The organism is Pseudomonas sp. LF-5 (assembly GCF_037626295.1).
Lineage (GTDB): Bacteria > Pseudomonadota > Gammaproteobacteria > Pseudomonadales > Pseudomonadaceae > Aquipseudomonas > Aquipseudomonas monsensis.
Window position 1 is genome coordinate 301,458 of record NZ_JARKMT010000003.1, and the last position, 14,477, is coordinate 315,934.

12 protein-coding genes and 1 pseudogene are annotated in these 14,477 nt (G+C 56.0%); 3 read left to right on the forward strand and 10 right to left on the reverse strand.

The features are described from left to right. Positions 1-29: 29 nt before the first annotated feature. Positions 30-392, reverse strand: a complete 363-nt coding sequence (locus tag PseuLF5_RS13380) for a DUF6124 family protein (RefSeq protein WP_128614434.1) — start codon at positions 390-392, stop codon at positions 30-32. A gap of 365 nt (positions 393-757) precedes the next feature. Between PseuLF5_RS13380 and PseuLF5_RS13385 the strand changes: the two genes are divergently transcribed. Next, positions 758-1,141, forward strand: a complete 384-nt coding sequence (locus tag PseuLF5_RS13385; RefSeq protein WP_025112696.1) for a helicase — start codon at positions 758-760, stop codon at positions 1,139-1,141. A gap of 140 nt (positions 1,142-1,281) precedes the next feature. On the opposite strand, the gene PseuLF5_RS13390 is transcribed toward PseuLF5_RS13385, so the two are convergent. Then, positions 1,282-4,392: a metallophosphoesterase gene (locus tag PseuLF5_RS13390; protein ID WP_340133739.1), complete on the reverse strand. Its 3,111-nt coding sequence runs from the start codon at positions 4,390-4,392 to the stop codon at positions 1,282-1,284. A 417-nt stretch (positions 4,393-4,809) separates the two neighbouring features. Between PseuLF5_RS13390 and PseuLF5_RS13395 the strand changes: the two are divergent. Further along, positions 4,810-4,944 (forward strand): annotated as a pseudogene (locus PseuLF5_RS13395) (helicase); the annotation flags it as partial. Positions 4,945-5,194: 250 nt separating this feature from the next. Here PseuLF5_RS13395 and PseuLF5_RS13400 read toward each other — a convergent pair. The 6 genes from PseuLF5_RS13400 to exbB all read right to left on the reverse strand — a co-directional run bounded on the left by PseuLF5_RS13400 (position 5,195) and on the right by exbB (position 12,093). Beyond that, positions 5,195-6,595 carry an aminoacyl-tRNA deacylase and HDOD domain-containing protein gene (locus tag PseuLF5_RS13400; RefSeq protein WP_123469876.1) on the reverse strand — a complete coding sequence of 467 codons (1,401 nt, stop codon included), beginning with the start codon at positions 6,593-6,595 and terminating at the stop codon, positions 5,195-5,197. A gap of 79 nt (positions 6,596-6,674) precedes the next feature. Beyond that, positions 6,675-8,750, reverse strand: coding sequence for an ATP-dependent DNA helicase RecG (gene recG, locus PseuLF5_RS13405; RefSeq protein ID WP_186743951.1), 2,076 nt, complete (start codon positions 8,748-8,750; stop codon positions 6,675-6,677). 9 nt (positions 8,751-8,759) lie between these two features. Beyond that, a complete protein-coding gene (locus tag PseuLF5_RS13410) occupies positions 8,760-9,689 on the reverse strand; it encodes a hydrogen peroxide-inducible genes activator (RefSeq protein WP_007920331.1) in 930 nt (309 codons plus the stop codon). A gap of 269 nt (positions 9,690-9,958) precedes the next feature. Beyond that, entirely contained in the window at positions 9,959-10,705 is a 747-nt protein-coding gene (locus PseuLF5_RS13415) for an energy transducer TonB family protein (protein ID WP_123469872.1), read from the reverse strand. Continuing rightward, a complete protein-coding gene (gene exbD / locus PseuLF5_RS13420; RefSeq protein ID WP_123469870.1) occupies positions 10,702-11,130 on the reverse strand; it encodes a TonB system transport protein ExbD in 429 nt (142 codons plus the stop codon). Before exbD ends, PseuLF5_RS13415 begins: the two co-directional genes overlap by 4 nt. A gap of 6 nt (positions 11,131-11,136) precedes the next feature. Continuing rightward, entirely contained in the window at positions 11,137-12,093 is a 957-nt protein-coding gene (exbB, locus tag PseuLF5_RS13425; RefSeq protein WP_340133740.1) for a tonB-system energizer ExbB, read from the reverse strand. A 188-nt stretch (positions 12,094-12,281) separates the two neighbouring features. On the opposite strand from exbB, the gene PseuLF5_RS13430 reads away from it, so the two are divergent. Continuing rightward, entirely contained in the window at positions 12,282-13,139 is an 858-nt protein-coding gene (locus tag PseuLF5_RS13430) for an SDR family oxidoreductase (RefSeq protein ID WP_186743955.1), read from the forward strand. 137 nt (positions 13,140-13,276) lie between these two features. On the opposite strand, the gene PseuLF5_RS13435 is transcribed toward PseuLF5_RS13430, so the two are convergent. Beyond that, positions 13,277-14,017: a hypothetical protein gene (locus PseuLF5_RS13435; RefSeq protein WP_128615337.1), complete on the reverse strand. Its 741-nt coding sequence runs from the start codon at positions 14,015-14,017 to the stop codon at positions 13,277-13,279. Positions 14,018-14,085: 68 nt separating this feature from the next. Then, positions 14,086-14,466 carry a RidA family protein gene (locus PseuLF5_RS13440; RefSeq protein WP_014340863.1) on the reverse strand — a complete coding sequence of 127 codons (381 nt, stop codon included), beginning with the start codon at positions 14,464-14,466 and terminating at the stop codon, positions 14,086-14,088. Positions 14,467-14,477: the final 11 nt, after the last annotated feature.

The window sequence follows — 14,477 nt, forward strand, 5'->3', positions numbered from 1 at the left end:
ACGTCCCCTTTGTTTATCCGCAAATCTCGCTACGGCTTGGCCGCCATGCTCTTCGCTTCAATGTGATCAAGCATCCCTTCCACCATCAATCGCACCCCGTCCGCCATTCTGCTCAGAGCCAGTGCCACTGAGCGGCGGGAGCCGGGGAGGTCGTCGGCGAGGTCGCAGGCGATGACACTGATGGACAGCAGGTCTTCCGAGGCGTTGGCCATGAGAGCCTCGGCGTCGGTGCCAGGGGAGAGGCTGAAGAGGCCCGTTTCGCGTTTGGTATGTGGTTCGGTGGGCGGCTTGAAGTGATGGTCGAGGGCGCGCTCGGCGGCTTCGTGGAATTTCTTCGAGTTTGGGGATTCGTAGGGCGAGGTTGATTCAGTGCTGAATGTTTCATCGGTCATCGGTGTAAATCCTGAGCAGTTAATTGATTTCCCCGAGTTCGGACTTGCACATCCGGCCACCGATTTTGCGGCGACCCACAGAGCCTATCCACATCGCACCAACTCGCCTAGTTCATGGACAGCCCGGCACTTTGCAGGAAATTTCCCATAGATTCGCGGGCCGGAAGATCAAAAGATTGCAGGCTTCGCCAGCTCCTACAGGGAAGTGTTTCAACGGATGTAGGACGTTGCTTGCAGAATCGTGACTTGGTGGTCATCGTGCGGGAAATGACCAGCATCCTCTTCCAACAGCGGCAGATACTGGCGTTATCGTCCGAATCCCTTACACTCCCCCGGCCGTTCATTTTCCTTTTGAGGCTGTGCGCATGAAATTTCGTTTTCTTCTGTGGATGATGGGTTTGTTGATGGGTAAGGCCAGTCGGACAAATCCTGCGTTCCAGCAGCAGTTGGGTGACAAGGATCTGGTGTTTCAGCTGCAGACGCTGGACGGGAAAGTGGCGCGGCATTTCGTGGTGAAGAATCAGCGCATCACCAGCAAGTCCGGTGTGGTGGCGGAGCCGGCGTTTGCGATTGCGTTTAAAGATGCGGGTTATGGCTTTGCCACGATGCAGGCGAAGAACAAGCAGCTGGCGTTTATGCAGGGGATTCAGGACAAGTCGATCCAGCTGAAAGGTAATCCGGCGCTGGTGATGTGGTTTCAGGGGTTGATGAAGTATTTGAAGCCGAGGAAGGCAAAGCCCAAGGCTTGAGTCTGTTATTCGAACAGTGGAAATGGAGCAAAGCTTTTCGGCCGCAGGACAATCCCCCACTTGGTTAAGTAGGGGATATGACTGGTGGATGTTAAAAGCTTTGCGTAATAGTTTTTTGCCATCGTGGACGCTGTTGACCGTTAGGCAATCTCATCATCTTCGAGATTAGTAGCGCGTTTTTCATCGATGTGTTGTAGGAATTTTCCTTTCATTACTGACCTTTCGTTATTCGACGAGCCGCGAAGTACGTTAAATGCCTCGCCAATACAGTCTCTTATAGCATCTAGTGAGCTACTTGGTGCTTCAAAATAATACAATGTCAAGAGCCTAATGAACAACGCCTGGGTGGTGATGTTGTTGTTGCCAGAGTCTTTGAGAAGTTTTCGTATTGCTTTTATACTGTGCGTGTTCAAATTTTCTATTGTTAGCATTGTGGATAGGAAGCTAATGCACTGACTCGGATTATTAGTTTCTGTCAGAATAAAGCTTTCAAGCTTCGGAGTGGCTAAAGATTCCGCCATCAAAGAAGAAACCAGTTGCGGGATCATCAGTTTTGCAAAAACTTTAAACTGGCTGGGTGTCAGCGAGCCATGTGTCTGTATTTCATCTGGAAGGTCTTCCGCTGTCGTTCCATTTAAGTAGTTTGTTGTTGAAACAATAATTTTTGACCACATAGTTAGAACGTCATTGAGACAAAGCTTTTTGAGCTCAACGTCATCTATTAATTCGCTATTTCTTAATATATTTGAGTATGCTCTCAATGCGCCAATGAAGTGCATTTGACTAGATAGTGGTGCAGCAGGATGTCTTTGTCTCGCATGATCATGGTCAATGGACGCTTTCGATGGGACTTCTGTCTCTTCGATAAATTTTGCCCTGTCGTCGTCATCCATGGGTACGTTTAAAAAATCGTCCTCAATTTTTGTTAAAGTTTCCTCTTGGTTGAAGATGCCCAGTTCTTTGCCGTGGGTTTCAAATAACGAGATGTCAATTTCGAATTCAGATGAAGCTAGTAATTGATGACAGCACTCTCTTGCTAAATTAAGAATGTCTTTACGGTCTCGATGTAGGCCTGTTAACAGATCGAGTTCCGTTGTGTACTTGGCGATAGATGTTGGTGTCAAAACTTTTTCTAATGTCTCTTTACTGTCCGCAAGCTTATTGGCTAAGAAAAAAGCTCTAAAGCAGTCAAATTTAAAAGTGATTTTTTGATTGCTCTCGTATAACAAACCTTTTCTTAAAAGTTCTTCGGTAAATCCTCTCGAAGGATCGGCTAAGCCGCGTTTTTTAAAATAAGACGAAACAAATATTTCAAACTCATTAGAATCTTTCCATTCAATATTTTCCTCGTCCATGGTAGTGGAAAGCTCGGAAAGAAAGTGTGATTGTATATTCGAATCATAGTTGGATCTGGATTTTGATTCTGTAAATTTTTCCAATAGTCCGAAAATTAAAGCTTCAATCGCTGAGGCCTGATTTATCAGCTTTGCAGAGGGTTGTTGCTCTATAACCCACAACAGAATGGATACTAGGAAAGGTGTCTGGGGGACATTAAGTTTTGATAGTAACTTCTTTACTAGGGCAAATTTTTCTTCAGAATTTTGGTCGTGCTCACCAAACCATTTTCGAACTAATTCTTTGGTCTGTTTTCTTTTGAATGAATGAATATATATCGGAGTAGGGTTTTTGCTTAATGATGGTAGTTTTTCGAGAGTTAGGTTGTCTTGGACTTCTTCGTTAGTCGCCAGTATATAACGTGGGGCTGGATATTTATCTCTGAACTCTTCAATGAGTTTTCGGTGTGATGCATTGTGGATATTGAAGCTGTCAAAAATCACAAGAGCTTCACCATTATCTAATAAGCTGATGAGTTCTCTTTTAGTGATTTCATTACCTATGAATTCAATGGCCTGAGTGATAATGGCTGCGATTGTAAGCTTGGCAAGAACTGAAATGTCAATTAATAGACCGATCCTGGCATTGCCATGAAATTCCATGAATCGGTTTACAGCAATGTAGTTAAGTAGGGTTGATTTGCCTGACTCCCTCTTTCCAATAAACATGATGTCTATTTTTTCTTGAGATAGACTGTGAAGGCTTACAAACTCATCACTGTTATCCGTATCTAAACTTTCACTGGTCGCTATTTTTTTTTCGCTTCTTTTTGCCAGTGGCGGCTCGACAAAAATTGAAGACAAATGTTTAGGGGCGACATCGGATGCAGAGAAAGATAATAGTTTGGAGTTAGCCTTTTCTAGCGCCGCATTTATTGCCATGCTTGAAATTGCTGTTTTTTGTGCGCCATGCTTTTTTGAAAAATCGAACTCAAAAATGCTGTTTTCAGCGAATCTAGGTGAGATGTCAAATACATTTCGTTGGCTGTAGTATTCTCGGGCCTCTATTCGCCAAGTGTTGGTTGCGCTGCAGATATCAATAATAGAGTAACCGTTATAATGATCTCTGCTTTCGTAAATGCATCCAGTGTTACTAATGAATAGGTTTCCTAATGTTGATGTCGTATGTCCTGCGTTGTTGTTGTGATTGTGTCCGCAAAGTAAAGCATCAAAATTTGTAGCTAATGTTCTTTGGATTCTATTCTTTTCGTCGGGTGCAAGCCAGTCTAGGGTATGGTGCATGAGAGCAATTTTTATGTCGCAGTCATGTATTTCGTTTAATGCGAGTTCGATTTGTCTTTCACCTAAGTATAGATTATTTCTATCTTTGTTTCCGCCGCCGAAAGTGCGCCATGTGCTGTTTAGTGAGGCTATCCCAACTTTCAGTGATTTGAATTCTAAGGCTTTGGTAGTGAAAAGTATGTTGTTTTTATATGATGTAGGGTCGATTTTTTTTGATAGCTCGATATAACCATCTAAATGCCCCCAAATAGCTTTGTTGCCTTTGTTGAGTAGGTTTTCAATTAGCTTGTTTGCATCTTCGGAGTTTTTTAAACTTGAAAATATAGATTCGTAAATATCTTCTCTAGCTTTTAAGTTTATATCGTGATTCCCTGGGCAGCAAATAAATTCTACGGACGTGTTCGCAGAGTTAAGTATCTTCTTTATTACTGTTTCTTGGGCAGCTATCGCGGATTCGGATGTGTCACCTCTGTTAGCTATATCTCCGGTGCACAGTATCGCGTCAATATTTTTTTTGTTGTTTTCCGCCGTTATGTCTTTGCATAACGCGTCTATAGTTCTTGCGTGATCTGCGCTATTGGTTATATGTAAGTCGGAGATATGGAGAATTCGCATTTTCTATTCCTTGATTGAATTCAGATTGTTATTTTTTTTTGCCGGCGTTTTAATTTTTTGCGTGTTTGTAATTAAATTGATTTCGTAGTTTATGTTCTAATTGATAGCTTAGGATGTCGCTGGAGCAAGCTGTATGATTTTCTAGGTTCGACACAAGGTCTAGTTCGGTTTTTTTCGAATAGTTCGATAAGCATGAAATGTTCATATCATTACCTATTCAATGTTTTTGTTTTTCTCCGATTGAAGCGAATTTTCGTAAAACGTTGTAAGCCGTCAAAATGTCGACGTGCAGCTGGCGTAATGCCGCTATCCAAAGAGTAAATTACCTAATGGGCGGTGAATAACGCAAGTTATTCATAATGTGCTAAAGCCATAGACCTCGGATTTAGGATTTTTTGTGTTGAACGTCGGTGTTTCGAGGAAAAGAAACCGGCGTTTATGCAGGGGATTCAGGACAAGTCGATCCAGCTCAAGGGCAATCCGGCGCTGGTGATGTGGTTTCAGGGGTTGATGAAGTATTTGAAGCCGAGGAAGGCCAAGCCTAAGGCTTGAGTAGAAGGGCTGTTGTGGCGAGGGGATTTATCCCCGATGGGCTGCGCAGCGGCCCCAAAACCTGAGACCTCGATATATCTGACACACACTGTTGGCTGGGTTTGCGACTGCTGCGCAGCCGGTCGGGGATAAATCCCCTCACCACAGGTTTTGTGTCAGACAGGTAAATTGGGTTGGATTCATCGCGGGCAAGCCCGCTCCCACAGGGATTGTGTTGATCTTGTGGGAGTGAGGCTTGCCCGCGATGCGTTTAGGCCTGGCTGAACTGCGAGGCCAGTTCGCGCAGCAGAACTTCGGCTTCGAGGACTTTGCTGACCACGTCGTTGGCTTTGTCGCGGGTCAGGCCGACGCGTTCCAGCAGGGCGTCGGGGATGTCTTCGTCGGGGCCGGAGCCGATGCCGCGACCGCGCAGCAGGCGTACGGCCAGGCAGACGAGGTTCGGGTATTCGGCATAGGCGCCGTCGTAGCTTGGGTCGTGCTGGAAGCGCAGGGCGGTGGCCAATTCGTCGGGCATGTCCCAGTAGCGCATCAGCCACGAGCCGATCTGTTCACGGCTGATACCCAGCAGATGTTGCTCGATGTAGCTGTGGCACAGGTGCGGGTTGACCTCCAGGTGACGGCAGATCAGCGAGAAGTGCGGCGGGAACACGTGGGCCAGCAGCAAGTAGCCGAAGTTGTGCAGCAGGCCGGCCAGATAGGTCAGGCCGGCTTCCGGGCGCTGGGCACGCGGCATGGCGCGGGTCAGGCCTTCGATGACGGCGGCGGTGTAGATCGACTGCTGCCAGTACGGTGTGGTGTGTTGCGGGTGGTCTTTGGGCAGGCTCAGGGTCTTGCCGAGGGCCAGGCCCAGCGCGAGGTTGATCACCAGATCGAAACCGAGCACGCGGACGATCGCGTCTTCCACCGAACGGATCTTGCCCGGCGAGGCGTAGTACGGCGACGCCGCCCAGCTCACCACTTGCGCGGCCAGCGCCGGGTCGGTTTCAACGACGCCGGTGATGTCGTCGATGGTGGCGTTGGGGTCGACGCGCAGCTTGATGATTTTTTGCGCGGTTTCGGCCAGCGGTGGAATCTCGATGGTCGCTTCCAGACGCTGCTGAATCCGCCGCGCGGTGAACGCCTGCACGGCCTGGGTGATTTCCTCGCGGTCATCGTCCGGGCGGTCGAGGTTCGGGCGGATGCTGCTCAGGGCTTCGCCAAAGTTGGCGGCGCTGGCCTTGGTCAGCATGGTCTTGAAGTCTTCGCTGGCGATTTCCAGCAGCAGGCCCGGCTCGCCGGAGTTGATCAGCAACTTCGGCTCACGCAGCAGGCTTTCTTCGTAGAGGCACGGCGAACTGGTCAGTGCCGGCAGGCCCGGCAGCAGGCTCAGGCTGTGTTTGCCGAGCATTTTTTCCAGGCGATCGGTCGAGACGGCGGTCAGGCGACGGCCCGTGAGTTCGGCGAGGCGGTTGAGGTCCAGCAACTGGCTCTGCGGAAACAGCACCATCAGCGCGCCGACGGCATCGTCCAGCAACACGGCTTGTACCTTGCGCGAAGCATTGAGACCGTGGTGGTCGAGCACCTCTTCGTAGGCGATACCCAGCTTGCCGAGCAGCAGCCGAATTACAGACGGCGCGTGCGGGAGTTCGGGGGCGAGGGCTGCGTCAGTCATGGTCTGTATCCGTTTTTGAAACAATTGCAGGAGTATAACCAGCTTGGTTGGAACGGGGGTTCAGAAACTGCGACGGTGCTCACACTTGGCCGTATTGCTGTCCGTGGCGCAGCCAGCGGTCGAGTAACGGGCTGACGTGGGTCGGCCAGCGTTCCAGCAAGGCTTGCGCGGCGTCGCGGACGGCAGGGAGCAGGTCGGCGTCGCGCATCAGGTCGGCAACCTTGAATTGCAGCAGGCCGGTCTGGCGGGTGCCGAGCATTTCGCCGGGGCCGCGCAGTTCGAGGTCTTTTTCGGCGATGACGAAACCATCGTTGGTCTCGCGCATGATGCCCAGGCGCTGGCGACCGATCTGTGACAGCGGAGGATGGTAGAGCAGCACGCAATGGCTGACCGCGCTGCCCCGGCCAACCCGGCCGCGCAGTTGGTGCAGTTGTGCGAGGCCGAGGCGCTCGGGGTTTTCGATGATCATCAGGCTGGCATTGGGTACATCGACGCCGACTTCGATCACCGTGGTGGCGACCAGCAGTTGCAGGTTGCCGGCCTTGAATTCGGCCATGACTGCGGCTTTTTCCGCAGGTTTCATACGCCCGTGGATCAGCCCGACTTTCAGCTCGCCGAGGGCGGCGGTGAGGTCTTCGAAGGTGGTTTCGGCGGCCTGACAGGTCAACTCTTCCGACTCTTCGATCAGCGTGCACACCCAATAGGCCTGACGCCCTTCGGCACAGGCGCTGCGCACCCGTTCGATGACTTCGACGCGGCGGGTGTCGGTGACCAGCACGGTGTTGACCGGGGTGCGCCCGGGCGGCAATTCGTCGAGGATCGAGGTGTCGAGGTCGGCGTAGGCGCTCATCGCCAGCGTGCGCGGAATCGGCGTGGCGGTCATGATCAGTTGATGCGGACACATGCGCCCGCCAACGCCCTTCTGCCGCAGTGCCAGACGTTGCTGCACGCCGAAGCGGTGCTGCTCGTCGATGATCACCAGTGCGAGGTTCTTGAATTGCACTTCGTCCTGGAACAGCGCGTGGGTGCCGACCACCATCGGTGTGCCGCTGGCGATCTGCTCCAGCGCGGCGACGCGGTTCTTGCCCTTGAGCTTGCCGGCCAGCCAGGCGACTTCAATGCCCAGCGGTTCGAGCCAGCGCTTGAAGGTGATGAAGTGCTGTTCGGCGAGGATCTCGGTCGGCGCCATCAGCGCGACCTGATAACCGGCCTCCAGCGCTTGCAGGGCGGCGAGGGCGGCGACCACGGTTTTACCGGCGCCGACGTCGCCCTGAATCAGCCGCAGCATCGGTTCGTGCTGGCTGAGGTCGTAGGCGATTTCGTTGCCGACACGCTGTTGCGCGCCGGTCGGGTTGAAGCCGAGGTTGGCCAGGTATTTCGGCGGCAGCTTCGTGGCTTTTGGCATCGCCGGTGCGCGCAATGAACGCATGCTTTCACGCAGGCGTTGCTGGGACAACTGATGGGTCAGCAGCTCTTCGAAGGCCAGGCGATGCTGGGCCCAGTGATGACCGAGGGCCAGTTCATCGACGTCGGCATCGGCGGGCGGGTTGTGCAGGTAGCGAATCGCATCGGCCAGCGGCGCCAGTTGGTAGTCGCGCGCCAGTTCGGTCGGCAGCCAGTCGGGCAGGGTGGCCGGCTTGAGCATCGTCAGCGTTTGCATGCACAACTGGCGCAGACGCGCCTGGGTCAGGCCTTCGGTGAGCGGGTAGACCGGGGTCAGGGTTTCATCCACGGGCGGCGGTTCGTCACCGGTGATGGCGCGGTATTCCGGGTGGTAGATTTCCAGCCCTGAAGCGCCGGGCCGGGCTTCGCCGTAGCAGCGAACCCGCGTGCCGCGCTTGAGGCCTTCTTTCTGCGCGTTACTGAAATGGTAGAAGCGCAGACTCAAGCCTCCGGTGCCGTCCTGCAAGCGCACAACGAGGCTGCGACGGCGACCCATGACGACGTCGGCACCGCTGACGGTGCCTTCGACCACGGCGTCCTGACCCGGCCGTAACGCACCGATCGGCACCACGCGGGTGCGATCCTGATAACGCAGCGGCAGGTGGAACAGCACGTCCTGCAGGTTCTCCAGGCCGACCTTGGCCAGTTTCTCGGCCATGGCTTCGCCGACACCCTTGAGTGCCGTCACCGACACTTGCGACAGCTCCGTCATGACGCTCGCTTAACCGGCGGTGACCGGTGCCGCTGGCTTGGCCACCGAACACAGGCGAATGGAATCGGCGAGGATCTCGATGGCTTTCGGCCGCGGGAAGCTCGCGCGCCAGGCGATGGCCACGGTGCGGAAGGGTACCGGTGGTGACAGCGGACGCACTTCGATGACGCCGGGGGCGTAGTGATGGCTGTCGACGGCCGACAATGGCAGGATCGAGATGCCCAGGCCGGAGGCGACCATGTGCCGAATGGTTTCCAGCGAGCTGGATTCGACCGTGGTGTGCTTGGCGCCGTCGTTGCCTTTGGTCAGGGTCGGGCAGGCTTCGAGCACTTGATCGCGGAAGCAATGACCTTCGCCGAGCAGCAGCAGGCTCTTGTCGTTGAGCAGGCCGGCGTCGATGGTTTCTTTCTGTGTCCACGGGTGCTGGGCCGGCATCAGGACGTAGAACGGCTCGTCGTAGAGCGGCAGGGTCAGCACGTCGGCTTCGTTGAACGGCAGGGCGATGATGATCGCGTCGAGCTCGCCGTTGCGCAGTTTGTCGCGCAGCACGTGGGTGAAGTTTTCTTCGATGTACAACGGCATCTGCGGGGCGACCCGGTGCAGTTGTGGAATCAGGTGCGGGAACAGGTACGGCCCGACGGTGTAGATCGCGCCGACTTTCAGCGGTGCGGTCAACTGGTTCTTGCCGGCCTGGGCCAGTTCACGAATGCCTTGCGCCTGCTCCAGCACCTTTTGCGCTTGGGCGACGATGCCTTCGCCGACCGGGGTCAGGCGCACGGCGCTTTTGCTGCGCTCGAAAATCAGCACACCGAGTTCGTCTTCAAGCTTTTTCACGCCCACCGACAGGGTTGGCTGGCTGACGTGGCAACGCTCGGCGGCGTGGCCGAAGTGCTGCTCTTGGGCGAGGGTAACGATGTAGCGTAATTCAGTGAGGGTCATAGCAAGCGTCCATGAAGATGCAGGCCAAGCATACCGGCTGCAATTGATAGACGCACGTTATCAGACTGAGTGAGGAATGCGACACCGGCCAATGTGGGTTTGCCACGTGCAGATACGCAAAAGGCACCTTTCGGTGCCTTTTTGGCTGGCTATTACATCATCCTGTGGGAGCGAGCTTGCTCGCGAATGCGGTATGTCAGACGAAACTGCTCTGACTGACCTGGCCCCTTCGCGAGCAAGCTCGCTCCCACAGGGTATTGCGGTGTTTCTTAGCGGCGGCGATCGAGTGAGTACACAAACGGCGCCACAATTTCGATCGAGCCATTGGTCAACATGTCGGCCGGTGGCTTGGGCAGCGGTTGCGCGCGGCGGATCATTTCCAGGGTGGCCCGGTCCAGATCGGCGTTGCCGGAGCGGCTTACCAGTTCGAACGACAATACGTTGCCTTCGCCATCGACCACAAAGCGCAGACGGTTCAAGCCCTCCTTGCCGCGAGCCTGAGCACTTTGCGGGTACTTTTTGTACTTGGCCAGGTGTGCGAGCAGGGTGCCTTGCCAACTGGCCTTGGCCGCCAACTGTGCCGGCGACGGGCCCGGCGCAGGCGCAGCGGATTTCTCCGTCGGTGCCGGGGTCGGTGGCGTATCGGCCGGTTTTTCCTCGGAAGGTTTTTCCTTCGGCGGATCAGGCAGCTTTTTCTCGACCGGCTTCGGCGGTTTAGGCTTTGGCTTCGGCTTGGGTTTCTGCACCGCGATTTCGGCTTTCGGTGCTTCAGCCAGTTTCGGAATCGGCAATTCTTCCACCGGAGCCGGCGGCTGCGGCGGTGTGACGACTTTCGGCGGAGCCGGCGGTGGCGGTGCCGGAACCGGTGCCAGTTCGACCATCATTGCCTGCGGTGGCAGTTCGATGGGCGGGCGGGCGGTCCAGTTCAGCGCCAGCGCGATGGCCAGCGCATGCACGCCCAGCACCACGGCCAGGCTACCGCCGTAACGCGTCAGCTTATGGCGCGTCGTGATCATTTCTTGGCAGCCGTCTCAAGCCCGACCAGACCGACCTTCAGGTAGCCGGCGGAGCGCAACTTGTCCATCACGCTCATCAGGTCACCGTAGTCCACGCCTTTGTCAGCCTGGAAGAAGATGGTGGTGTCTTTCTTGCCTTTGGTCTTGGCATCGAGCGCGGCGCCAAGGGTGTCGGCTTTGACTTCGTCGTCGCCGATGTACAGGCGCTGGTCAGCCTTGACGCTGAGAAACACCGGTTTCTCCGGGCGTGGCGCCGGTTTGGCGGTCGAGGCTGGCAGGTCGACTTTGATATCGACGGTGGCCAACGGTGCGGCCACCATGAAGATGATCAACAGCACCAGCATCACGTCGATGAACGGCGTGACGTTGATTTCGTGGTTCTCGGCCAGATCGTCGTCTGCGCCTTCTTTCAAATGCAGGCCCATGGCCGATTACCCCACTTTCACCATGTGCGGTTGCGAGCTGCTGCGCTCAGGCTGGTGGTCGAGGTCGCGGCTGACTAGTAGCAGCACCTGCGCCGAGGCATCGGACACCTGCGCTTTGTAACCGGCAATGGAGCGGGCGAACACGTTGTAGATCACAACGGCTGGAATCGCTGCAACCAGACCCAGTGCAGTGGCCAGCAACGCCTCGGCGATGCCCGGCGCGACGACGGCAAGGTTGGTGGTCTGGGTCTTGGCGATGCCGATGAAGCTGTTCATGATGCCCCACACGGTACCGAACAGGCCGACGAACGGCGCGGTGGAACCGATGGTGGCGAGCACGCCGGTGCCGCTGCTCATGTTGCGACCGCAGGCGGCGACGAGACGTTCGAGACGGAAGCTGACGCGTTCCTTGATGCCTTCCTTTTCGCGGCTGTTGACCGACAGGCGCATCTCTTCGAGGGCGTCATGCACCAGCAGGTTGGCGAGGGTGCCTTCCTTCGCCGCCGTGGCGCTGGCTTCTTTAAGGGTGGCGGCTTTTTTCAGGGCGGCGATTTCGCCACGCAGACGACGCTTGGCGCCCATCAGCTCGAAGCCTTTGGCGATCCAGATGGTCCAGGTGAGGATGGAAGCGATGGCCAGACCGATCATCACGATTTTCACGATGATGTCGGCGTTCTGGTACATGCCCCAAGGCGACAGGTCGTGGGCCATGCCCAGGGAGTTGTCGGCTTCGAGGACTTCAGGGACATCGGCAGCATCGACAGCCTGCACCGGATCGGTAGCGGCCGGGGCAACCGGAGGGGCGGCAGGTGCGCTTTGCTCGGTGGCGGCTGGAGTGGCGGGTGCCTGAGCGTCAGCGAAAGCGGCGGTCGGTGCCAGCATCAGGCTGAGCAGCAGAGCCGCTACGGTGCTCCAGGCGCGAGGTCGATTGGTTGGCGAAGCGGAGGTTTGATTACGTGTCATGCTGGCCGGACCTGAGATAGAAAAACGTTGCTGCTCTTCCAGGCCTCGTGAGGCCGAGAACAAAAGTGGCGTGCATTATTGCAAGTAATTCTTGTTAACAAAAGTAATAGAGTATCTTTTTTTCCTCGATTGCTAGCCGTTCGTCCTTCGCCGGGGCTAGTCTGTTCCTTTCCGATGGGAGTTTTCTGATGTCCGCGCCTTCTGTTTTGATTGCCGGTTGTGGTGATGTCGGCAGTCGTCTGGCTACGCAATTGTTGAACGCCGGCTGGGAGGTTCATGGCCTGCGCCGCAACATTTCGCGCCTGCCCGACGGCGTGATCGGCGTCGCGGGTGACCTGTTCAGTGAAGATTGCCCGGCGACCTGGCCGGTGGGTGCGGTGGATTACCTGGTGTATTGCGCAGCCGCCACCGATCACGACGAGGCCGGTTATCGCGCGGCTTACGTCCAGGGTTTGCAGAACGTGCTGAGTTGGTTGGGCGACTATGGTCAGGTGCCGGAGCGGCTGATTTTTGTTTCCAGCAGCAGTGTTTATGGCCAGCAGAATGGCGAATGGGTGGACGAGCATTCCGCAACGCTTGCGACCGGTTACTCGGGGCGATTGATGCTCGAAGCCGAGCAAGTGGCGCTCAACAGTGGCATTCCGGCCAGCGTCCTGCGCCTGACCGGCATCTACGGCCCGGGCCGTGAGTGGCTGTTGACTCAGGTGCGTCGCGGTTATCGCGTGGCGGTCGAGCCGCCGCTGTATGGCAATCGGATTCACGCTGACGACGCGGCCGGATTGCTAGCGTTCCTGTTGGAGAAGGATCGGCAGGGCGTGAAACTCGAGGATTTCTACATCGGCGTCGACGATGCCCCGGCACCGTTGGCCGAGGTGGTGGGCTGGCTGCGTGATTATCTTGGGGTTACCGAATGGGCGGAAGACGCCAGCGTGCGTCGCACCGGCAGCAAGCGCTGCAGCAATGCCCGGGCCAAAGCGTTGGGCTGGACGCCGACGTATCCGACTTATCGCGAGGGCTATGCCGCGATTCTTGAAGGTCAATGCTGACATCTGAACACCACACACGACTGTGGGAGCGGGCTTGCCCGCGATGGCGGCTTGGCAGTCAACTAAAGTGTTGAGTCTGTTGGCCTCATCGCGGGCAAGCCCGCTCCCACAGGATTATGTGTTGCTCCCAGGTGCGGTTACTGCTTTTCGAGCAACCACTTGCGCTCACCGGGGGTGAACTGCGGCATTTCATCCGCCAATGCAGTGTTCACTGCCTGGAAAATCTCCAGTGCCCTGCCTTTGCGGGCAAAGATCCAGTTGTTGCCCTGGCCGTTGAGTTGCAGCCACATGCTGTCGTGGTCGCTGTTCATCGAAGCGCAGTCGCCCGCCAGGCATAGCGCATAGCGGTCAGCGCCGGGCAGGCCGGAAACCTGGCCGTCAGCCTGGAACTGCACGGTGTTGCCTTCGCCGTCGCCACTGGCAATCTTCCAGCTGCCGCCCAGATACGCCGAATACAGTGCGCGTTCGAAGCTGGCGCCGATTGGCGCGCCTTCCGGCACCGGGATTTGCGCGCGGTCGAACAATTGGTCGGGCTCGTTCTCGGTGGCCGCTTGTTTCATCCGGCCGCCGTCGCGTTTCAGCTCACTGCTGGAGCTGCCATAGAAGTCGACTTTCCAGGCGCCGGACTGTTCGCCCTGCAGCCGTCCTTCGACGTTCTCGAAACCGTTGGTGTAGCGGGCCTGGCCGGCCTTGGTGTTGATGTCCCACTCAAGGTTCGGGCCGTAAGCCTGAAGCGCTTCGCGCAGGGGGCCGCCCTTGGCAGCGGCATCGATCGCCACCTGATTGATCCAGGTGCCGCTGATGTCACGGTCGGCAGGGTTGCTGGCGCAGCCGCCGAGGAAAATGGCGAGCAGCGGGAGAGCTAGCGCTTTGCGCATGGTGGAATCCTTTCAAAACCTTTTCTTGCTGAGCAGTCGGCGCGGCGTATCAGGCCGCGCCGTGCGCATCACTCGATGACCAGAATGGCATCCATTTCAACCTGCGCACCCTTTGGCAGGGCAGCAACGCCGATGGCGGCGCGGGCCGGGTATGGTTGGTCGAAGTACTTGCCCATGATCTCGTTGACCTTGGCGAAGTGGCTCAGGTCGGTGAGGAAGATGTTCAGCTTGACGATGTCCTTGAACGAACCGCCAGCGGCTTCAGCCACGGCTTTGAGGTTCTCGAACACCTGGACGGTCTGGGCTTCGAAACCCTCAACCAGTTCCATGGTTTTTGGGTCCAGAGGAATCTGACCCGACATGTAGACGGTGTTGCCGGCCTTGATCGCCTGGGAGTAGGTACCGATGGCGGCTGGGGCCTTGTCGCTGGTGATAACGGTCTTGGTCATGTATGACTCCT

Bases quoted from the DNA above. Each gene is read 5' to 3' on its own strand.
- exbD (WP_123469870.1), bottom strand. From the start codon at position 11,130: ATGGGCCTGCATTTGAAAGAAGGCGCAGACGACGATCTGGCCGAGAAC.
- exbB (WP_340133740.1), bottom strand. From the start codon at position 12,093: ATGACACGTAATCAAACCTCCGCTTCGCCAACCAATCGACCTCGCGCC.
- PseuLF5_RS13400 (WP_123469876.1), bottom strand. From the start codon at position 6,595: ATGACTGACGCAGCCCTCGCCCCCGAACTCCCGCACGCGCCGTCTGTA.
- PseuLF5_RS13380 (WP_128614434.1), bottom strand. From the start codon at position 392: ATGACCGATGAAACATTCAGCACTGAATCAACCTCGCCCTACGAATCC.
- PseuLF5_RS13410 (WP_007920331.1), bottom strand. From the start codon at position 9,689: ATGACCCTCACTGAATTACGCTACATCGTTACCCTCGCCCAAGAGCAG.
- PseuLF5_RS13390 (WP_340133739.1), bottom strand. From the start codon at position 4,392: ATGCGAATTCTCCATATCTCCGACTTACATATAACCAATAGCGCAGAT.
- PseuLF5_RS13385 (WP_025112696.1), top strand. From the start codon at position 758: ATGAAATTTCGTTTTCTTCTGTGGATGATGGGTTTGTTGATGGGTAAG.
- PseuLF5_RS13435 (WP_128615337.1), bottom strand. From the start codon at position 14,017: ATGCGCAAAGCGCTAGCTCTCCCGCTGCTCGCCATTTTCCTCGGCGGC.
- PseuLF5_RS13440 (WP_014340863.1), bottom strand. From the start codon at position 14,466: ATGACCAAGACCGTTATCACCAGCGACAAGGCCCCAGCCGCCATCGGT.
- PseuLF5_RS13415 (WP_123469872.1), bottom strand. From the start codon at position 10,705: ATGATCACGACGCGCCATAAGCTGACGCGTTACGGCGGTAGCCTGGCC.
- PseuLF5_RS13430 (WP_186743955.1), top strand. From the start codon at position 12,282: ATGTCCGCGCCTTCTGTTTTGATTGCCGGTTGTGGTGATGTCGGCAGT.
- recG (WP_186743951.1), bottom strand. From the start codon at position 8,750: ATGACGGAGCTGTCGCAAGTGTCGGTGACGGCACTCAAGGGTGTCGGC.